Source organism: Arthrobacter sp. TS-15 (assembly GCF_006964045.1).
Classification (GTDB): domain Bacteria; phylum Actinomycetota; class Actinomycetes; order Actinomycetales; family Micrococcaceae; genus Arthrobacter.
Genome location: NZ_SDXQ01000039.1, coordinates 41,421 through 62,486, shown reverse-complemented (window position 1 = coordinate 62,486; position 21,066 = coordinate 41,421). Strand labels below are relative to the sequence as shown.

The window sequence follows — 21,066 nt, the reverse complement described above, 5'->3', positions numbered from 1 at the left end:
GGCCCAGCCTCGAAAGGATCATCCCGGATGCGCCCTGTCTATCACTTCAGCGTGACCGACAACTGGAAGAACGATCCCCAACGACCCATCTACCTTGACGGGGAGTACCACTACTACTACCTGTACAACGCTGACTACATCAAGGGCGGTGGCGGCACGTCCTGGCGCAGGGCCACCACCACGGATCACGTCGCATTCCGGGATCGCGGAGTGGCGATACCCAAGTTCAGCAACGGCAACGGCGATTGTTGGTCCGGATGTCTGGTGGTTGATGATGCCAATACTGCCGGATATGGTGCTGGAGCCGTCATAGCCCTAGTTACCCAGGCTCCGGAAGGCCGGCAGGCACAATACCTCTGGTACTCCACGGACAGGGGGCGCTCTTTCACGCCCGGCGGCGAGGCGCCGGTACTGCCCAACCCGGGGGTGCACGATTTCCGAGACCCCAAGGTGATCTGGGACGCAGACCGCGGCCGGTGGTTCATGGCCAATGCCGAGGGGCAGAAGCTGGGTTTTTACACCTCCCCGGACCTTCGGTCCTGGAAACGTGTTGGCGAATTTCTTCGCAGCGACCTGGGGCTGCTGGAGTGCCCTGACCTCTTCAAGATGACTGCCGACGACGGCACCTCGCACTGGGTCCTTGGTACCAGTGCCAATGGCAAGGGGCGCGGGTTGCCTGCGACGTATGCGTATTGGACTGGAGCTTTTGACGGCAGCTCCTTCACCCCCGACCACGCCGAGCCGGAATGGCTTGATTATGGCTTCGACTTTTATGGCGCAGTGACCTACCCGCATCACGATGCGACGGGTGCGGAGGACCCAACCCTCCGACGGGCAATCGGCTGGGCCAATTTCTGGGATTACCCCCACAACACGCCAACCCTTTCCACTGACGGCTACAACGGCGATGACATGATTGTCCGCGATGTCCGGCTCAAGCGTGGAAGCGACGCCTATTACCTCGCCTCAGCGCCCACATCTGCCCTGAGCGATCACGTGAAGCGCACACATCGACTAGGTGATGTGGCGGTTGCCGGTACTCATGACCTGAAGATCCGCTCGAATGCTTACGATCTGAGCTGCGAGGTGGTGTGGGATCCGGCCGCGCCGCCGGCCAATCTCGGGTTGGAGGTATGCCGCGCGCCAGGTGGAGGCAGGCATGTGGCCGCCGGTGCGTTCCTGCGTGGCTCGTTTACGTACGTCAACCGCCGCCCCACCGTTAACCCCACTGCGGGGGAAACCCAAACCGCGATGGATCCCACCACTGGCAGACTTACGCTCCGCATCCTTGTGGATCGCACCAGCGTCGAAGTGTTCGTCGGCGATGGGCGCGTGGTGCACTCGCACCGGGTTTTCCCCCTTGAAGGTGATGACGGCATCCGCCTTTACGCCCATGAAGGATCGGCCACATTCCAGGACCTGACCATCCGTGAGCTCAAAGTCACGCCCTAGCCCCACCCAAAAATAACGAAGGGCAGGACCACTGGTGGGTGGTCCTGCCCTTGGTGCGATGGGTCGCGCCCCTGCGCCCGGAGGTCGGGTTACCTGTTGCGATGGTGTGCCGGAGCGGTTCCTACGCGTACCGAACCTGTTCTTCGGCGTTTAGTAATACGTTGAGCTACATGATGCCCGTTGGTACAAGCAATGCCCAGGCGAGTGCGGGTGCCACCAAAACCACTCCGCCGGCGTACATCATCAGCTGCTTATAGACGCGCTGACGGTCATCCTCGCGAGCGTTGGCCACCACCAACGCGCCGTCGGTGGAGAACGGCGATACGTCCACCACGGTGGCGGCGATCGCCAGGGACGCAACGGTTCCCGATGCACTGAGCGAACTCGTTGCCAGCAAAGGACCAGCCAGAGGGATGAAAGCTGTCAGCAGCGCGGTGGAGGAAGCGAAAGCGGAGCCGACGCCGATGACATAGCAGAGTACCAGGGCAATGAGGAGAGGTGCTCCGAGGGCCAGGGCTTGCTCTGCGAGGGTGTCGATGACGCCAGCGTGCTGCAGGAGGGAAACGTAAGTGATCATTCCGGCGACGAGCAGCACGGTGGACCAGGAGACTCCGCCGATGAAGGTTTGGTGCTCCCTGATGTTGACCAGCGCCAGCAGGAGTCCCGCCGAGAGGGCGACGAAGCCGATGGGCATGTGGAAGCCCAAGGCGCAGACAAGCATGGCCACGATGAGCCCCAGCGTCAGGATCTGCTGGCCGTGCGGGCGGGTGGGTCGTGCCTCGAGCTCGGCGTGCTGGCCTGCGGCGCCGTCGCGGAGTTTACCCAAAAGGGCGAACAGCACCACAGTGAGTACGGACAGGATCAGATTCAGTGCGAAGCTCGCTCCGAAAAGTGCGCCCTGGGAGATCGGGAAGCCGTTCTTGACAGCAATGTCATGCACCAGGACACCCGCCACGGACAGCGGGGAGAAGCCGCCTGCGTGGGCTCCGTTGATGATGAATGCGCCCATGAGAACCGGGTGGATGCGTGACTCGTAGGCCAGGCCGATCGCAGCCGGTGCCAGCAGAGCCACGGCGGCGGGGGAGAACGTGCCCAGGGCGGTCAGTGATGCTGCGAGCAGGAAGAATACCCACGGCAGCAGCAGAGTCTTTCCACGAACAAGCCTGACGCAGTTTTGGACGATGATGTCGATGGTCCCGTTTCGCTGGGCCATGCTGAAGAAGTAGGTAACACCGATGATGGTGATCACGATGTTCGCCGGGAAATCGGCCAGGATCTCCTTGTCGGTCATACCCAGCATGAAGTAGCCAACCCCGAAGGATGCCACGAGTCCCATGACGCCGATGTTCAGTGGCCACTTGGTGGCGACGACGAACATCACCACAAGGATTACCAGCGGGATGATCTGGATGGCAGTCATGGTCGGCTCCGATTCAGGGGTGGCCGCCGGGTTGAAGATGGCACCCCCGAACAGGATGGCAAACAGACCCAGGATGACTGAAGCGGCAACCGTTATCAGCAGGATACGGCGGCGGTTGCCGGGTCGCTGGGAACGCTCTTCCCGGAGTTCGCTCTCAGCCTCGGGAGCTGGTGTGAAAATAGTCTTAGCCATGGTTGTTTCTCCTCATCGAGTGGCTGTTGCTAGTGAGGCTTCGACGACGTTGCCGAGAGTCTCCGGGAGGTGAATGATGCTGGAGGCGATGGTGCGCGCTGTTCGGTCTACGCCCACCAGAAGGGACCCATCTAGTTCCTCGCTCCAGGTTTCGATGACGCCGGCAGGTGTCCGCAGTTTCAGGACTGCCTGGGGTGCGTCGCCGGTGATGTCGTTCATTACCGTGCCCGGGGTGCGGGCGGCAAGTGTGAGGGCGATGCTGCCGGTGATGGCCAACGCCGGATGGGGCTTGCCCATCGACAGCATCATGACGTTGACGTCGCACTCCGGCCCGGTGGGTGGGCCGACGATTGCGAGCTTGGGAACGGCGCGTGCGGCTTCGGCTGGAGTTGCTGCCATTCCCATTCGGACCGCTGCCTGACGACGGATGACGTCCAGGGTATCCAGGTGCAATTCCACGCTGGCCTTCCACGTCTCGTAGCGGGCTGTGTCCAGTCCAAGTTCCTCGGCCCGGACGATGACTACCGGGGCGCCGGCATCCACCATCGATACGGTCCAGCGGGTTCCGCCGGCCATGATCGTGTCTGACGCCTCACCCGTGGGGAGCAGATGTCCGGTGGTCTTGCCGGCCGGATCTTGGAAGCCAAGACCGACTTTGTAGCCGGGAAACACGACGCCGGGCATGTGCGCGTCCGGGGTGATCGGCAGCGCGCCGGCAGGTGTGGAAACCCGCTGGATGATGATCTGGCCCGTGTTGGTGTTACGGGTGACGATGCGGGTGGAATCGGCGTCGGGCACGACCCAGCCTTTCTCGATGGCGTAGAGGCCGACGACGGCGGAGCAGTTCCCGCAGTTGCTGCCCCAGTCAACGGTGGCCTCCTCGATGCCCACCTGGGCGAAGGTGAATTCGACGTCCACCCCCGGATTCGCCGGTCGGCTGAGGATCATTGCCTTACTGGTAGTCGATGTAGCCCCGCCCACCCCATCGATTTGCCGGGTATCGGGGCTTCCAAAGAGTCGCGGCAGGAGATCGTCCAGGCTGGCGTTGGCCGTATCCAGGTGTTCAGTTTCAAAGACCCAGCACTTGCTGGTTCCTCCGCGCATCCATTCAGCTTCGATCTTCATTGTGCTTCCCTGCCTCTCGTGGCAATCCTGCAAAGTTTGTTTGCCTGTTACGAGGATGATCCGAATCACATATGAAGACAATGTTGAATAAATGAGGGGGAGTGTAGTGATCCTTCATTCACTGTGTAGGCAGGGTTAGGCAGAGCTTGAAGATTGCGAAAACCCTGGTTTCCACCCTGCTGCAGGCGCTGAATGCCGTGCAACTGCTTAGAATGAACCAAGTATGGAGAAGGGTGAAGCGATGCTTAACGATGAAAGTTTGGATTTAATTGATATCCGGCGACTTGCCCTCCTGGTGGAGGTGGTGGAACAGGGATCGATCACCGCGGCGGCGGACATCATGATGTATTCGCCATCGGCTGTCTCGCAGCAGCTGCGCAAATTGGAGCAGGAAGTGGGGCAGCCCCTGCTCAACCGGCGGTCCCGCGGTGTTGTCCCCACGGAGGCGGGGCAGGTGCTGGCAGGACATGCGCGGAAGATCGTGGGACAGATGCGCGCCGCCCGGTCCGACCTTGGCCAGATTGCCGGTTTGAACCGCGGCTCATTGACGGTTGGCACGTTCCCTACACTGGCCGGTTCATTTTTGCCCTTAGTGATCCGCGCCTTCAAGAAGCGCTACCCGGCGATTGGTCTCTCAGTGCGCAGCGCCCGCTTCGATGAATTGGTCTCGGACCTCGAATCCGGAGTGACCGGGTTGTGCTTGCTCTGGGACTACCCCTGGAACCGCTTCAACGACGAATCCATTCGGGTCACGGAAGTCTTCCAAGAGAGCACGGTGATCCTTGTGGCCAAGGGGCACCCTTTGGCCGATCGCGACGAGGTGACCATGAAAGACCTCCGAAAGGAATCGTGGATAGTCCGCGCAGAGGCGCACCCGGTAGTGGAGGTACTTCAACGCTCCGCCCACGACGCCGGCTTTGAACCAAACATCGGATTCCTTGCCAACGATTACCAAGAGGCTCAAGCCATGGTCAGCGTCGGCATGGGGGTGGCGATGGTCCCCAAGACAGCGGTGGCCTTGCAGCATCCGGATGTCAGGGTCCTCAGCCTGGGGGCCGAGGCACCCCTGCGCCGGGTTCTCTTGGCCCAACGCCAGGACAAGGTCTATGCGCCTGCGGAGGTGGCGTTCCACTCCACCCTGTTGGAAATAGCCCGTGAACGAGGCAACGAGTATCTCTGAGGTGGTGCATGGCATCGGACGCGCTAGGGCAGTGGGTCGACCCTTGGTACAGGCGTAGCGTTCGCTGACCCTGGTGGTTATCACCTATCACGTGGCCTTGGTGAGGCGCATGTGCCATTGGGTGGCAGTCGTCCACCCACCTTCGATTACCGCCACCCCCCTTGCCGCCCCGCGGCCGGGGGGTTGTTTGTTGTTGGCACCAAGGGAATCACGGCACCCTTGAATTTCGAAGATGCAATTTGTTAGTATGACAGGACAAACTAGGAGAGAAAAACATGCCGCTTGTTCGAATCGACGTCAATCAAGGCCGCACCCCGGAGGAATTGACCGCGCTGAGCCGCGCTGTTCACGATGCCATCCTTGCGGAATATGGGATACCGGAGCGCGATTACTTCCACATTCTCACCGAGCATCCCCAGGGTCAGATTATTGCCCAGGACGCCGGCCTCGGGTTTGAGCGCACTTCCGGGATGGTGATGATCCAGATCTTTACGCAGGGTGGCCGCAGCCAGGATGCCAAGAGTTCGTTATTTGCGGCAATCGCCAGCAGTCTGGCTGAGGTGGGAGTGGCGGGTGAGGACGTCTTTGTGGGCTATGTGGAGAACTCGCCAGGTGACTGGTCGTTCGGCTTTGGCCGCAGTCAGTATGTCACAGGCGAACTGGCCGTGCCGAGCAAATAATGGCACCCAGTGTCATGTTGTAAATATGTCAGTACAAACCTTTGACAGGACATTGAATCTGGTGCAAAGTAGTCCTGTGGCCCCGCTCACTGAGGGGTGGCAAGGCATTGGGGCCCAGCGCTCAAAGGTTTAGAGTTCACAAGAGAAAGGTCAACGATCATCGTGACCCACGAACTGCTTACGATCGGGCGCATCAGCGTTGATATCTACCCGAACGACATCGGAGTGGACCTTGAGGACGTAACGTCCTTTGGGAAATACCTTGGAGGTTCGCCCTCCAACGTAGCCGTCGCCGCGGCGCGTCACGGCCGACGCGCGGGCGTCATCACCCGTACCGGCGATGACGCCTTCGGAAACTACCTGCACCGGGAACTGCACAAGTTCAATGTGGACGATTCTTTCGTCTCCGCGGTCAAGGAATACCCCACGGCGGTGACCTTCTGCGCGATCAAACCGGCCACGGACGAATTCCCACTCTACTTTTACGGCCGTTTTCCCTCGGCACCGGACCTGCAGATCAAGGCTGCAGAGCTGGACCTGGCGGCCATCCGTGACGCTGGCATTTTCTGGTCCACCGTCACCGGCCTGTGCCAGGAACCCAGCCGCGAAGCCCACATCAAAGCCCATCAGGCCCGGCCCCGTGCCGGACTGAAGCAAGGTCAGTTCACCATCTTGGATCTGGACTACCGTCCCATGTTCTGGGCCTCCGAAGCCGAAGCCCGCACCGAAGTTGCCAAGGTCCTCCCTCACGTCACTGTTGCCATTGGAAACGATAAGGAATGTGCAGTTGCCGTAGGTGAGGGCACCCCTGACGAGCAGGCGGACCGCCTACTGGATGCCGGCGTCGAAATTGCCGTCGTGAAGCTTGGCGCGGAAGGCGTGATGGCCAAAACCCGCACCGAGCGCGTGGTCTCCGCCCCTGTCCCGGTGGAAACCGTCAATGGCCTGGGTGCCGGCGACTCCTTTGGCGGCGCCTTCTGTCACGGGCTGCTGTCCGGTTGGCCGCTGTCCGAGGTCCTGGACTACGCGAACGCCTCCGGTGCGATCGTCGCCTCACGCCTCTCCTGCGCTGATGCCATGCCGACGCCGGACGAGGTCACCTCGCTGCTCACTGAACGAGGCCGCCCCATCCCCGGTGCGGCTTCGGCAGCTGCCACAGTCGGAGCCTCCACCCTTGCAGAAGGAGCAGTTCGTTGAGCGCCAACGATGACCCCCGCCGTTACGAGCATTTGAGCCGTATCAGGTTGGAGGACCCCGAGGCCGTGGCCCGCGCTGCAGCCACCCGCCGCCGTCACCCCGGCCTGAAACACAACACGCAGAACTTCATCGTCGCTGCAGACCATCCTGCCCGCGGCGCCCTCGCCGTTGGTCCACAGCCCATGGCCATGGCGGATCGCAGGGACCTCCTGGACCGTCTGCAGATTGCCTTGGCGAACCCTGCCGTTGATGGCATCCTCGCCTCGCCGGACATCATGGACGACCTCCTGTTGCTGGGGGCCTTGGAAGGCAAACTCGTCTTCGGTTCCATGAACCGTGGTGGACTGGCCGGCCTGGTCAACGAGTTCGATGACCGTTTCACCGGCCATACTGCCGCTGCGCTGGAAGCGCTCGGTGCCGATGGCGGCAAAATGCTCACACGCATCTGCCTCGGCGACCCGGACACTGTGGCCACTCTTGAAGCCACGGCGAAAGCCATCGATTCGCTGGCCGAGCGCAAGCTCATCGCTATGGTTGAGCCGTTCCTCTCTGTCCGTGATGCGCACGGAAAGGTCCGCAACGACCTCCGTGCAGATGCCGTGATCAAGTCTGTGGGTATTGCCGAGGGCCTTGGTTCCACTAGCGCCTATACCTGGATGAAGCTCCCGGTGGTGGCTGAGATGGAACGCGTCATGGCGTCCACCACCATGCCCACTGTGTTGTTGGGTGGTGACCCTGACGGAAGTCAGGACGAGGTGTTCGCCAGCTGGCAGGCAGCTCTGGCATTGCCAGGCGTCCGCGGCCTCACGGTGGGCAGGACGTTGCTTTACCCGCACGACGGCGATGTGGCGGGTGCCGTTGCGACTGCGGCCTCGCTGCTGAACAACACTGCGCCCGTGGCCGCCGCTGCGGACAAGCGCACCTTGGCAGACCGTATTCCAGTGAAAGTATCGGAGTAGCTAGTAATGGGTACAGCAACCCGTCGGATGACCGTGGCCCAGGCTGTGGTCGAGTTCCTTTCCAAGCAGTACACGGTGGATTCCATTAATGGTGTGGAGTACCGTGAGCGGCTGATTCCGGGCACGTTCGGCATCTTCGGACACGGCAACGTGGCCGGCGTGGGCCAGGCGTTGAAGCAGTACCAGGCCGCGGACCCCACGATCATGCCGTACTACCAGGGCCGCAATGAGCAGGCCCAGGTCCACCAGGCCGTGGGCTACGCACGCCACACCCGCCGCCGCCAGACGTTCGCCATCAGCACTTCCATTGGCCCGGGTTCCTCGAACCTGCTGACCGGCGCCGCATTGGCCACCACCAACCGTTTGCCTGTACTCCTGCTGCCCAGTGACACGTTCGCCACGCGCGCCGCTGATCCCGTACTGCAGCAGCTGGAGCTCCCGTACGCGTATGACATCACGGTCAACGATGCCTTCCGTCCGCTGTCCAAGTTCTTCGACCGGGTCTCCCGCCCGGAACAGCTCTTCTCAGCGTTCCACCACGGACTCCGCGTTCTCACGGACCCCGCGGAGACCGGCGCGGTCACGATTTCGCTGCCGCAAGATGTCCAGGCCGAGGCTTTCGACGTTCCCGAAGAGTTCCTGGCCGAGCGGGAGTGGCGGATCCGCCGTCCCGAGGTTGAGGATGACGACATCCGCCGCGCCGTGGAGGCCATCCGCGCCGCTAAACGCCCGCTGATCATCGCCGGCGGCGGAGTCCTCTACGCCTACGCCAACGCCGAACTCGCCACATTTGCTGAGCTGACCGGCATCCCGGTGGGCAACACGCAGGCCGGCGTGGGCGTCCTGCCGTGGGACCACCAGCACTCGCTCGGTGCCATCGGTTCAACGGGCACGACGGCGGCCAACGCCATCGCTGCCGAAGCGGACCTCATCATTGGCATCGGGACCCGCTACGAGGACTTCACCACCGCTTCCCGGACCGCGTTCCAGAACCCGGACGTGAAGTTCGTGAACATCAACGTCGCACCGATCGACGCCTACAAGCACGGGACCACGTTGCCGATCGTCGCCGATGCCCGCAAGGCCTTGGTGAAGCTCAACCAGGCCTTAGGCGGGTACCGGGTGGGTGCCGATCTCGAAGAGAAGGTCGCAGCGGAGAAGAAGCGCTGGAACGCAACCGTGGACGAAGCTTTCGAGACACGCTACACGCCGCTGCCGGCCCAGAACGAGATCATCGGGGCCACCAACAAGGCCATGGATGACCAGGACGTTGTCATCTGCGCCGCCGGTTCCCTGCCCGGTGACCTGCACAAGATGTGGCGCGTCCGCGACCCCTTCGGCTACCACGTGGAATACGCCTACTCCTGCATGGGGTACGAAATTCCGGGAGGGCTGGGCGTGAAGCGCGCGGCACTGGCCGAAGCCGCCGCAGGTGGCCCGGACAGGGATGTGGTGGTCATGGTGGGGGACGGCTCCTACCTGATGATGCACACCGAACTGGTCACCGCCGTCGCCGAACGCATCAAGCTCATCGTGGTCCTCATCCAGAACCACGGCTACGCCTCCATCGGCTCTCTCTCCGAATCACTCGGTTCCCAGCGCTTCGGTACGCAGTACCGGGTCCTGGACAAGGAACAGCACAGCTTCGACGCCGGCGAGAACCTTCCCATCGACCTCGCCACCAACGCAGAATCTCTGGGAGCCAAGGTCATCCGGATCGAACCTGGTGAGAACCTCATTGAGGCCCTCGGCGCCGCCATCAAGGAAGCCAAAGCGGCCCCGGAAACAGGCCCCATCGTGATCCACGTTGAGTCCGATCCTTTGCTGGATGCCCCGAGCTCCGAGTCCTGGTGGGATGTTCCCGTCTCGCAGGTCTCAGACCTCGAATCCACCCAGCAGGCCTACAAGACGTATACAGACCACAAGAACCGCCAGCGTAAGCTGCTCGGCTAGTCACAGCCCCGCCCTAAAAGCCACAGACCACAAGGAAGTCCGCACATGTCGACGACGACCACACTGACCACCATCCACCACTTCATCAACGGCGCTGAAACCACCGGCGAAGGCGACCGCACCCAGCCCGTCTACAATCCGGCCACCGGACAGGTTTCCGCGGAGCTGCGTCTGGCCAACGAAGCCGATCTGAACACCACGGTGGCTGCCGCGAAGAAGGCCGCGGAGTCCTGGGGCGATATTTCCCTTGCCAAGCGCACCGCGGTGTTGTTCAAGTTCCGTGAACTCGTCGCCGCACATGTCGATGACTTGGCCGAGCTGATCACCGCGGAGCACGGCAAGGTCCTCTCCGACGCTAAGGGCGAGATCGGCCGCGGCCTGGAAGTCATCGAGTTCGCCTGTGGCATCCCGCAGCTGCTCAAGGGCGACTACTCGGACCAGGTCTCCACGGGCATCGATGTTTTCTCCTTCCGCGAGCCGCTGGGTGTGGTTGCAGGCATTACCCCGTTCAATTTCCCGGTCATGGTGCCGTTGTGGATGGCGCCGATGGCCATCGCTACCGGTAACGCGTTCATCCTCAAGCCCTCCGAGCGTGATCCGTCCGCCCCGATGCTGCTGGCCAAGCTCTGGAAGCAGGCCGGCCTGCCCGATGGCGTGTTCCAGGTCCTGCACGGTGGCAAGGAAACCGTCGACGGCCTGCTGACCCACCCGGACGTGGACGGCATCTCGTTTGTCGGCTCCACCCCGATCGCGCAGTACGTCCACGAGACAGCTACCAAGCACGGCAAGCGCGTGCAGGCCCTGGGCGGGGCGAAGAACCACGCCATCGTGATGCCCGACGCTGACCTCGACAACGCTGCCGATCACCTCGCCGCCGCCGCGTTCGGTTCCGCCGGTGAGCGTTGCATGGCGATCTCCGTCGCCGTTGCTGTGGGTGACGCAGCGGACCTGATCGTGAAAAAGGTCCAGGAACGCGCCTTGGCCATCAAGGTGAGCAACGGCACCGAACCCGACGCCGACATGGGCCCGGTCATCACCCCGGCCTCCAAAGAACGCATCGTCAAGATCGTCACCGAAGCCGAAACCGCCGGCGCCGCGATGGTGGTGGACGGCCGGGACTTGGTGGTCCCGGGCCACGAAGACGGCTTCTGGGTGGGCCCCACGGTGATCGATCACGTCAAGACCGAAATGACCGCGTACACCGAGGAAATCTTCGGACCCGTCCTGGTAGTGGTCCGCGTGGCCGACCTCGAAGAGGGCATCAAGCTTATTAACTCCAACCCGTACGGCAACGGCACCGCGATCTTCACCTCCTCGGGAGCGAACGCTCGTAAGTTCCAGCGCTCGGTGACCGTGGGCATGGTGGGCATCAACGTGCCGCTGCCCGTCCCGGTGGCCTACCACTCCTTCGGCGGGTGGAAGAACTCCCTCTTCGGCGACAAACACATCTACGGCCCCGAAGGCGTCTCCTTCTACACCCGAGGCAAAGTCATCACCTCCCGCTGGCCCGAACCCACCCATGCCTCCGGCGCCTCCTACAACTTCCCCTCCAACTAGATCCCCGCCGCCACAAAGGAAGACAAAGCCGTCATGACTGATGTCGAGAACAAGCTGATCATCGGCACCGCCCCCGACTCCTGGGGTGTGTGGTTTGCCGATGATCCCCAGCAAACACCGTGGGAGCGTTTCCTGGATGAGGTTGCCGAATCCGGTTACAAGTGGATTGAACTGGGTCCGTACGGCTACCTGCCAAACGACCCAACGCGCTTGGCAGAGGAGCTCAAGCAGCGCGACCTCAAGGTCACCGCAGGAACGGTCTTCACTGCTTTCCACCGTGGCGCGAAGCAATACGACGAAGCATGGGAGCCGGCCCGTAAGGTTGCTGAACTGACGGCAGCCATGGGCGGCGAACACATTGTGGTCATTCCCGCGATGTGGCGCGATGACGTTACCGGCGAAGCCGTGGAGAGCGGTGAACTTACCGACGAGCAGTGGGCTGACTTGTTCGCCGGCCACAACCGCATGGGCAAGGTGCTGCTGGAGGACTTTGGATTGAACCAGCAGTTCCACTCGCACGCTGACTCGCACGTCGGTGCGCAGAAGGACATCGAAACCCTGCTGGCAGCGACGGATCCGCAATACTTGAACCTGTGCCTGGACACCGGGCACGCTGAATACTGTGGTGCATCCAGCCTGGAACTCATCAAGAACTACCCGGACCGCATCGGCTACCTGCACCTCAAGCAGATCAACCCCGAGGTCCTTGCCGAGGTCAACGAGAAGAACATGACCTGGGCAGCTGCCAACCTGGCAGGCGTCATGACCGAACCGCCCAACGGCCTTCCGGACCTGCGCGCGGTGATCGAAGCGGTGGAAGGGCTCAACCGGCCGATCTTCGGCATCGTTGAACAGGACATGTACCCGGTAGCGTTCGATGTACCGATGCCCATCGCTAAACGAACCCGTAACTACCTGCTCTCCTGCGGCTCCCGTACGCGCATTCAGTAGTAACGCGGTCCACTAACGGCTGCCAGCAGCACCCCAGAAAAACCTCACGAAGGACAGATACAGTGACACAGAACCTCCGCGTTGCCGTCATCGGCGCGGGCCGCATGGGTGCGGACCACATCAAGCGTCTCAGCACGCGCATCCACGGCGCTGAAGTAGCCGCCGTCGTCGACGTTGACCTGGCCCGCGCGCAAGCCGCAATTGAAGGCATCGACGGTGCCGTCGCTCTTGCCAGTGCCGACGAAGCGCTCAACAACGGTGACGTGAACGCCGTCTTGATCGCCACCCCGGGCTTCCTCCACGAGGAAATCCTCTATAAGGCACTGAAGAAGGACTTCCCGATTCTTTGCGAGAAGCCGCTGACGCCGGATGCCGAGAGCGCTTGGAAAGTGGTCCAGGCTGAGCAGGCTTTGGGCCACAAGCGCATTCAGGTGGGGTTCATGCGCCGCTTCGATGCCGAGTACTCGGCCTTGGGCGCCATCATCCGCAACAGCGAATTGGGGGAGCTTTTGATGCTTCACCACCAGCACCGCAACCCGAGCACGCCCGAGGGCTTCACCAACGAGATGCTGATCAACGACTCCGTTGTCCACGAGTTCGATGCCATCCGCTACTTCACCGGTGAAGAAATCACCTCAGTCCAGGTCCGCCTGGGCAAGCCCACCCGCACTGCGCCCAGCGGCCAGCATGACCCCCAGCACGTTTTGCTGGAAACCGAATCCGGTGTGCTGGCCGACGTCGAAATCTACGTCAACGCCAAGTTCGGATACCAGGTGGCCACGCAGGCGTCCTTCGAGGATGGCATTGTGAGCATTGGCGGGGACAACGGCCCGTACGTCCAGTCAGCGGGCAAATGGGGCGGCAACGTCACCCCCGGTTTTGAAGAGCGTTTTGGAGCGGCGTACGACGTCGAGGTGCAGGCTTGGGTGGACGCCGCCCTTCGCAGTGAAATCGGCGGTCCCACTGCCTGGGACGGTTACGCCACCGCAGCCTGCTGCGAGGCAGGCGTCGAGGCCCAGAAGTCCGGCGAGAAGGTCAAGGTCCAGCTGAACACCAAGCCGGATCTCTACAAGTAGGGGATAGCCACCATGAAAATTGCACTGGATCCCACGCCATTCCATCACAGCCACACACTCCTGGAATTCCCGAGGGTGGCGGCAGATCTTGGCTACAAGTACCTGCAGATGACCCCCCATGCGGACCTCATCCCGTTCTTCAACCACCCCAAGGCCGATGACGAACTCGTCGGGAAACTTAAGGCAGCCTGTAAGGACGCCGGCGTCGAAATAGCCTCGGTCCTACCCGTCCTGCGCTGGTCGGGTCCGGACGAGGACGCCCGGGAAGCTGCAGTCCGTTACTGGAAGCGCGCCATCCAGATTGCAGTAGACCTCGGCGTCCAGACGATGAACACGGAGTTCAGCGGCCGTCCGGAGAAGGCCGAGGAGTCCGAGCGGGCGTTCTACCGCTCCATGGAGGAGCTGCTCCCGATCATCGAACGCGAGGGTCTGGACGTCCTGATTGATCCGCACCCGGACGACTTCGTGGAGGACGGCCTGGCCGCGATCCGCGTCATCAGGGGCGTCAACTCGCCGAACATCGGCATGGTCTACGTCGCTTCGCACAGCTTCCACATGGGCAACAAGCCGTTGGAGATCATGCGGGCCGCGGGGGACAAGCTCCGTCTGGTGCATGTTTCGGACACCATGAACCACCACGCCTCCCACGGCCTTCGCTACATCACCAACCCTCCCGGCAACGCCGTCCGCGTCCACCAGCACCTGAAAATCGGCGACGGCGACGTGAACTGGGACGAGTTCTTTGGCGGTTTGAAGGAGATCGGCTTCCTGGACAAGGAGAACACCGTAATGGTCTCTTCGGTATTCGCCGAGGATGAGAACGCGGAGGATGTTTCCCGCTACCAGCTCAAGACGATGGTCGACTACGTCGCCCGCACAAAGTAAGGCGGTAGGGAGAATCAGGACTTCTACCAGCCGGCTTGAAACTCTTCCAGCAGTATCCGGGAAGACCAGCAAGCCGGAGAACCCCAAGAAATTCCTCCGCAAAGTGGCCTTGTTCTCGACCTTCGGCGGGCTGCTTTTCGGCTACGACACCGGCGTGATCAACGGCGCCCTTCCCTTCATGCAGAAAGACCTTGGACTGACACCGTTGACCGAAGGACTGGTCACCTCCACCCTGCTTTTCGGCGCAGCATTCGGTGCCATCAGTGCGGGACGGTTATCTGACCGTTTCGGACGGCGCAAGACGATCATGGGCCTGGCCTTGATCTTCGCCTTTGCCACCGTGGGTTGTTCCCTGGCGCCCAGCACGGAGCTCCTGGTCCTTGCCCGCACAGTCCTGGGTCTCGCCGTTGGCGGTGCCTCGGTGATTGTTCCTGTATATCTGGCCGAGATGTCCCCGGCCGCCCAGCGGGGCAGGATCGTCACCCAGAACGAGCTGATGATCGTGACCGGCCAGTTTCTGGCCTTTACCTTCAACGCGGTACTGGGAAATCTCTTCCCGGAAGAGATGCACGTGTGGCGCTGGATGCTGGTGATCGCCACGCTTCCTGCCGTGATCCTGTGGTTCGGCATGCTCGTCCTGCCGGAAAGCCCACGCTGGCTCGCATCAGCCGGTCGGTTCGGCGAAGTCCTTGAAGTGCTCCGCTCCACGCGGAGTGCAGGGGATGTGGGGGCCGAATTCGACGAAGTGCGCCAGGCGGCCAGGGAGGACTATCAGTCCAAGCTCGGGACGTTCAAGGACCTCACGGTGCCGTGGATACGCAGGATCTTTGTAGTCGGTCTTGGCATGGCCATCATCAACCAGATCAGCGGCGTTAACGCCATCATGTATTACGGGACCACTATTTTGTCCTCCTCCGGTTTCGGGGACCAAGGGGCCCTGATTGCCAACGTCCTCAACGGCATGACGTCTGTGGCAGCCGTCATCGTCGGCATGTACTTGATGACGCGGGTGCGCCGGAAACCCATGCTCATTGTCGGTTTGATTGGGACGGCGTCATCACTGACGGCCATTGCGCTCATTTCCCTTGCCCTGCCGGAAAGTACGCTGCGTGGCTACCTGGTGTTGCTGTTCATGGTGATGTTCCTTGCTTCCATGCAGGGATGTATTGGAACGGTGACGTGGCTGACCATGTCCGAGATCTTCCCCATGCACGTCAGGGGCATTGGCATGGGTATCTGCGTTTTTGTGTTGTGGATGATCAACTTCCTGATCGGCTTTTTCTTCCCGCAGTTGGTCTCGCTCATGGGGGTCTCGGCAACATTCTTCATCTTCGTTGCGCTGCAGTTGTGCGCCATAGTGTGGGTCAAGCGCACGGTGCCGGAGACCAAAGGCAAATCACTTGAGGAACTGGAGCACCTTTTCAAAGAGAAGGCTGGAGTAACCGGCTGACTCAGCAGAACTGTTTTCCTGCCCATAACCACGCAGAAAACGCCCGACGCCGGCAGGCTTCGGGCGTTTTCTGCGCCATGGAACAGGGACTCTTGAGAGCGCAACCACAACTTTTTCCAGCGCGCTGCGTCGGGCCGCGTCCAGGACGTCAAGGGTTTGGATCCCTTCTGTTGCCGGCACTGGTTCGGGGCCTTCGTCACGGACAGCCTTGGCGAACTCTGTGTAGAAGCCGGTGTAGTTTCCTTGTTCGGAAGGGACAAGCTCGCGGACGGGACAAGCTCACGCCCGCCCCTGCGGGGGAGCGTTCCCCAATTCTCCCGGCATCCACACCGGCGGCAAGGAGCAGGCTCAGGCTGCCGTATGTAGGCAGCCTGCGGAAAGTCGGAGTACAAAAAAGTCGGAGTACAAAAAGATGGGGACGGCGCCTGAGCGCCGTCCCCATCCGGGCCCGGTGTTTAGTCACAAAGGTTCCGGGCCATTTGGCCTCAGGCCGTTGGGTTCAATGATGCTGCGAGTGCCGCATCGGCATCCAGCAGGACCTGGGCTGCCACCTGCAGCCCTTCAATGCGGCCCAAGGAAACGTCCTCGTGCTCGATGTTGACCAGCATGTCCGGGTCCACCTCATGCAAAGCCCGCAGGAACTCCGTCCAGAAGGCAGTGTCGTGGCCGCGGCCGAGGGCCACAAAGTCCCACGCGGAGTTCTTGGGCCATTCGTTGGCCCACTCGTCCCCGCCAAGGTTTGTCCGACTCTCCTCCGGCGAGAGCCGGCGGAAGCTGTTGTCCAGCACCCCGTAGAGAGCCGCGTTCTCTGTATTCACACGAACATCCTTGGCGGCGGCCTGAAATACCAGGGGACCGAGTTCCCGGACAACGGCAACCGGGTCCATCTGCTGCCAGAAGAGGTGCGAGGCATCCAGTTCCACCCCAACATGCGTGGCGCCGGTGAGCTCGATGAGCTTGCGGACATCAGCGGTATTGAACACGATGTTCTGCGGGTGCAGCTCCAACGCCACCTTGACGCCGTGATCGGCAGCGAGCCGGTCAGTTTCCTTCCAGAAATCCGCGGCAATGCCCCACTGGTAATCAAGGACGTCCAGTGCCGCTGAGTTCCAGGCGTTGACCACCCAGTTGACAGTGGTGGCCCCTGGTTCGCCCCCGGGCAGCCCTGACATGGTGACCACGCGCTTCTGTCCCAGTCGATGTGCCAGCCGGATGGAGCGCCGGATGTCTTCGGCATGCTTCTGGCCGATTTCACGTTTCGGGTGCAGGGGATTGCCATTGCAGTTCAGCCCGGCGATGGAAACGCCGGTGCCTTCGAAAATCGCCAGATAGTCGTCGCGGGCGGCGTCGCTTTCCAGAATCTGATCCATGGTTGGTACGTGGACGGCGGGGAGGAAACCACCGGTATTGATCTCGATACCGGTCAATCCAAGATCAGCAATGACCTTCAGGGCATCGGGGAGCGGGCGGTCGTGCAGGATCGCGTTGTAGACGCCGAGTTTCATAGCGTGATTCTCTTCCCGTTGTTGAGGGCTGACTCAGTGACGGCCCCGAGCAGTTCCATATTGCGTACGCCCTCGTCGAAGGTGGCGCAGCGCGGCAGTGAAGCACTTTCGCTGAGGCCTGCAACTTCCTCGAGGAACGCCCGGGCTTGATAGCCGAAGGCGTCGTTCTGGCCGAAGCCGACTTCGGGAGCGTCCATGGCAAGGCCCCCGGCAATGTACGGGTGTCCCGGGCCGAGGATGACCTGACGGTAACCGTTCTCGTTGCCTGAGCCATCGTTGAGGAACAGCTGGATTTCCGAGGGGCGGCGCTGGTCGAATTTGGCCGCACCCTTTTCGCAGAAGACCTCGAACTGGAGGCTGTTGGCATGTCCCGCCGCTACGCGTGAGACCTCGAAGCTGCCGGCACCGTTTGCGAATTCCGCGTTGAATGCAGCGTAGTCGTCGTTCTCGACGGCTTCGAAAGTGTCGCTGACAGCCACATGGTCGTGACCCATGACGGCGCTGAGCGGCAGTGGTCGCTTGCTGATCGCTGTGGTGAGCCGCCCACCGCTGATTAACCTTATGTCACCGCAGAGGAATTCGGAGACATAGGTCAGGTGGCTTCCGACGTCGGCCAGGGCACCGGAGCCGGGGCCGCCTTTGTAGCGCCAGCTCATGGGAGCCTCGGGGCTGAAGCCGTAGTCGGTCCAGTAACGGCCGCTGAAGTGCAGGACATTTCCGAGAGTGCCGTTCTGGATGAGTTCACGGATGTAGGCAATGCCCGGGGTGCGGCGGAAGGTGAAGCCGATGCGTGCGATGGAGCTGGCGTTGCGTGCTGCTTCGGCCATGGCGTGGGCGTCTTCCAGCGAATCGCTCAACGGCTTCTCGCACAACACGTGCTTGCCGGCGGCCAGAAGCCCCTCCACCACTTCGCGGTGCAGTGAGTTTGCGATGACCACGCTCACAACATCAATATCATCGGCTTCTGCGATGGCCTGCCATGAGGTGTCATTCCGCTCGTAACCGAAGCGGCGGGCTGCCAGCGAGCCGAATTCGGCGTTCACGTCACCAATGGAGACCAGCCGGATCTGAGGGAGCACCGGGCTGTAGAGGGTAGATGCTGTCCGGTAGGCCGCTGCATGGGCCTTTCCGGCCATACCTGCGCCGATGACAGCGACGCCAAGGCTTTCAGCCATGATTTCTCCTTTGAAATACTGCCGCGGCGGGGACACTCGACGGCATTTTGTAGCGCTACAATTTTGTATGCTGAATTCGAGAGTAGCCATGTCTATATGTCCTGTCAATCATTCATGCCAAGGTGGCTGCTGCTCTCGGACGGTTATGCCATGAGCACGAATAAGCCGCATCGCCGGCGCCCAACAATTTACGATGTCGCCAAGCTGGCCGGCGTCTCGCCGTCGCTCGTTTCGCTGGTTCTTCAGAACCCGGGGAAGGTCAGTGACAAGCGCCGTGAGGCTGTAAAAGCCGCGATCACCGAGCTGGGATACCGCCCCAGTCGTGCGGCCACCACGCTCGCGAGCAGTCGGACCAAAAGCATCGGGCTCGTCATTGACGACTACCGAAACCTATGGTTCGTTGATCTGCTGCGGGGGCTGGAGTCGGTGCTGGCAGAACATGGCTACCAGGTCATGCTCGCCGATTCCCGCCCCGGGGAGAACCGCATCAAGGAGGCCGCGGACGGGTTGCTTGCCATGCATGTGGACGGACTCGTGATCGCAGCCGAACCAGGGGCCACGGTGCTCAGCGGCACGGAAGTTCCCACTGTGGTGGCAGGGTGGCGGAACGGGGTGCCCGATGACGCTTATCTGATAACCAACGACGACGCCGGTGGCGGCGCGATGGCAGCAGGCCACCTCTTGGACCTCGGACACAGAAGAATCGGCCACCTCTCCGGTTCCGGCGGTGCCGCAGCCCACCGCAGGGCCGGCTTCCAGGAGCGAGCCCGGCAATCGGGCGTCGAACCATTGATTGTGGGGGAGGGCGGAGGTACCACGGAAGAAGACGGTTACGCGTCCGCCTGCTGGCTCCTTGAGCATTATCCGGACACCACTGCGATTTTCGCTGCCAACGACACTATGGCGCTTGGCGCGTTCGGTGCGGTCAAGGCGCGCGGTTTGGCGGCGCCGTCGGATATTTCGGTCATTGGGTATGACAATTCAGCGCTGGCGAAATCCCGGTATCTCGAGCTGACGTCCGTGGACAACCGCAGCGACGCGGTGGGGATGGATGTCGCAAAGTGGCTGTTGGCGCGCATTCAAGGCTCCGCCGTGGGAACGCAGCGCAAGCTGATCGAGCCCGCGCTGGTGGTTCGGCGTACTACTGCGGCGCCCCGATCCTGAGCTTTGGCGAGAACTGTTACGTACAAACATACTAATGTCAGGACAAACTCTTGACATTCGTGAGGTAGGTCACCATGATCGAGGTAGGCGGTGCATCCGAGGCTGCAAAGTGGCAGCCCGCACTTGGGAATCAAAGGAGATTATGGTGACTGTTTTTTCGTGGCGTAAAGCGGCGCTTGTTGCGGCGGTCGTGCCCTTGGTGGCTCTGAGCGCCTGTTCAAGCACTGGCGGCAGGGAGCCGGAGGCAGGCTCCGGAGGCGGCGGAGGCCAGGTGGCCGCCACCGAACGGATGAAGATTGCGTTGATCGCCCACGCCCCCGCAGGTGACACTTTCTGGGACACCGTACGCAAGGGTGCCGAAGAAGCAGCAGCGAAGGACAACGTAGAGCTGCTGTACACCTCTGATCCGGAGGCGGGCCGGCAGGCGCAATTGATCGAGCAGGCCGTGGATCAGAAAGTGGATGGCATTGCCGTGACACTGGCTACGCCGGATGCGCTGAAAGACGCACTGAAGAAGGCGTCGGACGCCGGCATACCGATCGTCAGCTTCAATGCCGGCGAAGCAGCGTCAGCCCAACTCGGAGCTTTCACGCACTTTGGGTCGAATGAAAAGCTAGCGGGTGAGGCCGTGGGCACAAGGCTCGCAGAAGGTGGCTACAAGCACCCGGTTTGCGTGATCCAAGCCCAAGGACACGTGGGTCTTGAGGCCCGTTGCGCCGGTGTAAAGGCAAAGGTACCCGGTACGGAAATCCTGTACGTCAACGGGGCGGACATGACGTCAGTAGAGTCCACCGCCACGGCCAAGTTGCAGGCCTCCAAGGATGCTGATGTGATCATCGGCCTGGGCGCTCCCATCACCTTGACCCTCCTGAAGTCCGTGACCACCGCCGGCAGTTCGGCCAAGGTCGCCAGCTTCGACCTCAACAAAGAACTGGCTCAGAAGGTAGCTGACGGCAGCGTCCTGTTTACCGTGGACCAGCAGCCGTGGCTCCAGGGTTACGGAGCAGTGGATGCGCTGTGGCAGAACAAGCGTGGCGGATTCAAGGTGGGCGGCGGACAGTCCGTGCTCACTGGTCCGGCAATCGTTGACCAGTCCAATGCCGCCGAAGTCCTGACGTTCGCTGAACAGGGTATCCGCTAACAGC

The 21,066-nt window shown here is 61.8% G+C and carries 17 protein-coding genes and 1 pseudogene; 13 read left to right on the top strand and 5 right to left on the bottom strand.

Features of this window, described 5'->3' with window-relative positions:
* Nucleotides 1-27 precede the first annotated feature (27 nt).
* Nucleotides 28-1,452 carry a glycoside hydrolase family 32 protein gene (locus EU811_RS16115; protein ID WP_142939453.1) on the top strand — a complete coding sequence of 475 codons (1,425 nt, stop codon included), beginning with the start codon at nucleotides 28-30 and terminating at the stop codon, nucleotides 1,450-1,452.
* A 166-nt stretch (nucleotides 1,453-1,618) separates the two neighbouring features.
* Here the strand turns inward: EU811_RS16115 and EU811_RS16110 are convergent, their stop codons facing one another.
* Together EU811_RS16110 and EU811_RS16105 are read right to left on the bottom strand one after the other, a co-directional pair.
* Nucleotides 1,619-3,064 carry an SLC13 family permease gene (locus tag EU811_RS16110; protein ID WP_142939341.1) on the bottom strand — a complete coding sequence of 482 codons (1,446 nt, stop codon included), beginning with the start codon at nucleotides 3,062-3,064 and terminating at the stop codon, nucleotides 1,619-1,621.
* A gap of 12 nt (nucleotides 3,065-3,076) precedes the next feature.
* On the bottom strand, nucleotides 3,077-4,189 hold the full coding sequence (locus EU811_RS16105; protein ID WP_142939340.1) for a PrpF domain-containing protein: 1,113 nt from the start codon (nucleotides 4,187-4,189) through the stop codon (nucleotides 3,077-3,079).
* Between the two features lie 241 nt (nucleotides 4,190-4,430).
* Here EU811_RS16105 and EU811_RS16100 point away from each other — a divergent pair, with 241 nt between their 5' ends.
* The 10 genes from EU811_RS16100 (at nucleotide 4,431) to EU811_RS16055 (ending at nucleotide 16,077) form a co-directional block, all read left to right on the top strand.
* Nucleotides 4,431-5,369 (top strand): LysR family transcriptional regulator, encoded by a 939-nt coding sequence (locus EU811_RS16100; RefSeq protein ID WP_142939339.1) that lies wholly within the window; start codon nucleotides 4,431-4,433, stop codon nucleotides 5,367-5,369.
* 275 nt (nucleotides 5,370-5,644) lie between these two features.
* On the top strand, nucleotides 5,645-6,049 hold the full coding sequence (locus tag EU811_RS16095; RefSeq protein ID WP_142939338.1) for a tautomerase family protein: 405 nt from the start codon (nucleotides 5,645-5,647) through the stop codon (nucleotides 6,047-6,049).
* A 162-nt stretch (nucleotides 6,050-6,211) separates the two neighbouring features.
* Nucleotides 6,212-7,246, top strand: a complete 1,035-nt coding sequence (iolC, locus tag EU811_RS16090; RefSeq protein WP_142939337.1) for a 5-dehydro-2-deoxygluconokinase — start codon at nucleotides 6,212-6,214, stop codon at nucleotides 7,244-7,246.
* Nucleotides 7,243-8,205 carry a Cgl0159 family (beta/alpha)8-fold protein gene (locus tag EU811_RS16085; RefSeq protein ID WP_142939336.1) on the top strand — a complete coding sequence of 321 codons (963 nt, stop codon included), beginning with the start codon at nucleotides 7,243-7,245 and terminating at the stop codon, nucleotides 8,203-8,205. The genes iolC and EU811_RS16085 overlap by 4 nt, the downstream gene beginning before the upstream one ends.
* A gap of 6 nt (nucleotides 8,206-8,211) precedes the next feature.
* Nucleotides 8,212-10,158 carry a 3D-(3,5/4)-trihydroxycyclohexane-1,2-dione acylhydrolase (decyclizing) gene (gene iolD / locus EU811_RS16080; protein WP_187697228.1) on the top strand — a complete coding sequence of 649 codons (1,947 nt, stop codon included), beginning with the start codon at nucleotides 8,212-8,214 and terminating at the stop codon, nucleotides 10,156-10,158.
* Between the two features lie 45 nt (nucleotides 10,159-10,203).
* A complete protein-coding gene (locus EU811_RS16075) occupies nucleotides 10,204-11,715 on the top strand; it encodes a CoA-acylating methylmalonate-semialdehyde dehydrogenase (protein ID WP_142939335.1) in 1,512 nt (503 codons plus the stop codon).
* Between the two features lie 33 nt (nucleotides 11,716-11,748).
* A complete protein-coding gene (locus tag EU811_RS16070) occupies nucleotides 11,749-12,666 on the top strand; it encodes a sugar phosphate isomerase/epimerase family protein (protein WP_142939334.1) in 918 nt (305 codons plus the stop codon).
* A gap of 62 nt (nucleotides 12,667-12,728) precedes the next feature.
* Nucleotides 12,729-13,742: a Gfo/Idh/MocA family protein gene (locus EU811_RS16065; protein WP_142939333.1), complete on the top strand. Its 1,014-nt coding sequence runs from the start codon at nucleotides 12,729-12,731 to the stop codon at nucleotides 13,740-13,742.
* A 12-nt stretch (nucleotides 13,743-13,754) separates the two neighbouring features.
* Entirely contained in the window at nucleotides 13,755-14,627 is an 873-nt protein-coding gene (locus EU811_RS16060; protein ID WP_142939332.1) for a sugar phosphate isomerase/epimerase family protein, read from the top strand.
* Nucleotides 14,572-16,077 carry a sugar porter family MFS transporter gene (locus EU811_RS16055; protein ID WP_446698055.1) on the top strand — a complete coding sequence of 502 codons (1,506 nt, stop codon included), beginning with the start codon at nucleotides 14,572-14,574 and terminating at the stop codon, nucleotides 16,075-16,077. Before EU811_RS16060 ends, EU811_RS16055 begins: the two co-directional genes overlap by 56 nt.
* Here EU811_RS16055 and EU811_RS24665 read toward each other — a convergent pair.
* From EU811_RS24665 to EU811_RS16040, 3 genes and pseudogenes are all read right to left on the bottom strand, one after another.
* Nucleotides 16,024-16,335: pseudogene (locus EU811_RS24665) on the bottom strand (Gfo/Idh/MocA family oxidoreductase); the annotation flags it as partial. The gene EU811_RS16055 and the pseudogene EU811_RS24665 overlap by 54 nt on opposite strands.
* Nucleotides 16,336-16,562: 227 nt before the next feature.
* The gene (locus EU811_RS16045; protein ID WP_142939331.1) at nucleotides 16,563-17,582 is read right to left on the bottom strand and encodes a sugar phosphate isomerase/epimerase family protein; all 1,020 of its coding nucleotides are present in this window, start codon (nucleotides 17,580-17,582) and stop codon (nucleotides 16,563-16,565) included.
* The gene (locus tag EU811_RS16040) at nucleotides 17,579-18,757 is read right to left on the bottom strand and encodes a Gfo/Idh/MocA family protein (RefSeq protein WP_187697226.1); all 1,179 of its coding nucleotides are present in this window, start codon (nucleotides 18,755-18,757) and stop codon (nucleotides 17,579-17,581) included. Before EU811_RS16040 ends, EU811_RS16045 begins: the two co-directional genes overlap by 4 nt.
* A gap of 150 nt (nucleotides 18,758-18,907) precedes the next feature.
* Between EU811_RS16040 and EU811_RS16035 the strand changes: the two genes are divergently transcribed.
* Both EU811_RS16035 and EU811_RS16030 read left to right on the top strand, forming a co-directional pair.
* The gene (locus tag EU811_RS16035) at nucleotides 18,908-19,921 is read left to right on the top strand and encodes a LacI family DNA-binding transcriptional regulator (RefSeq protein ID WP_142939329.1); all 1,014 of its coding nucleotides are present in this window, start codon (nucleotides 18,908-18,910) and stop codon (nucleotides 19,919-19,921) included.
* A gap of 145 nt (nucleotides 19,922-20,066) precedes the next feature.
* Nucleotides 20,067-21,062, top strand: coding sequence for a substrate-binding domain-containing protein (locus EU811_RS16030; RefSeq protein ID WP_187697224.1), 996 nt, complete (start codon nucleotides 20,067-20,069; stop codon nucleotides 21,060-21,062).
* Nucleotides 21,063-21,066 lie beyond the last annotated feature (4 nt).

Bases quoted from the DNA above. Each gene is read 5' to 3' on its own strand.
- EU811_RS16070 (WP_142939334.1), top strand. From the start codon at position 11,749: ATGACTGATGTCGAGAACAAGCTGATCATCGGCACCGCCCCCGACTCC.
- EU811_RS16095 (WP_142939338.1), top strand. From the start codon at position 5,645: ATGCCGCTTGTTCGAATCGACGTCAATCAAGGCCGCACCCCGGAGGAA.
- EU811_RS16100 (WP_142939339.1), top strand. From the start codon at position 4,431: ATGCTTAACGATGAAAGTTTGGATTTAATTGATATCCGGCGACTTGCC.
- EU811_RS16035 (WP_142939329.1), top strand. From the start codon at position 18,908: ATGAGCACGAATAAGCCGCATCGCCGGCGCCCAACAATTTACGATGTC.
- EU811_RS16075 (WP_142939335.1), top strand. From the start codon at position 10,204: ATGTCGACGACGACCACACTGACCACCATCCACCACTTCATCAACGGC.
- EU811_RS16045 (WP_142939331.1), bottom strand. From the start codon at position 17,582: ATGAAACTCGGCGTCTACAACGCGATCCTGCACGACCGCCCGCTCCCC.
- iolD (WP_187697228.1), top strand. From the start codon at position 8,212: ATGGGTACAGCAACCCGTCGGATGACCGTGGCCCAGGCTGTGGTCGAG.
- EU811_RS16110 (WP_142939341.1), bottom strand. From the start codon at position 3,064: ATGGCTAAGACTATTTTCACACCAGCTCCCGAGGCTGAGAGCGAACTC.
- EU811_RS16115 (WP_142939453.1), top strand. From the start codon at position 28: ATGCGCCCTGTCTATCACTTCAGCGTGACCGACAACTGGAAGAACGAT.
- EU811_RS16105 (WP_142939340.1), bottom strand. From the start codon at position 4,189: ATGAAGATCGAAGCTGAATGGATGCGCGGAGGAACCAGCAAGTGCTGG.
- EU811_RS16040 (WP_187697226.1), bottom strand. From the start codon at position 18,757: ATGGCTGAAAGCCTTGGCGTCGCTGTCATCGGCGCAGGTATGGCCGGA.
- EU811_RS16060 (WP_142939332.1), top strand. From the start codon at position 13,755: ATGAAAATTGCACTGGATCCCACGCCATTCCATCACAGCCACACACTC.
- EU811_RS16055 (WP_446698055.1), top strand. From the start codon at position 14,572: ATGTTTCCCGCTACCAGCTCAAGACGATGGTCGACTACGTCGCCCGCA.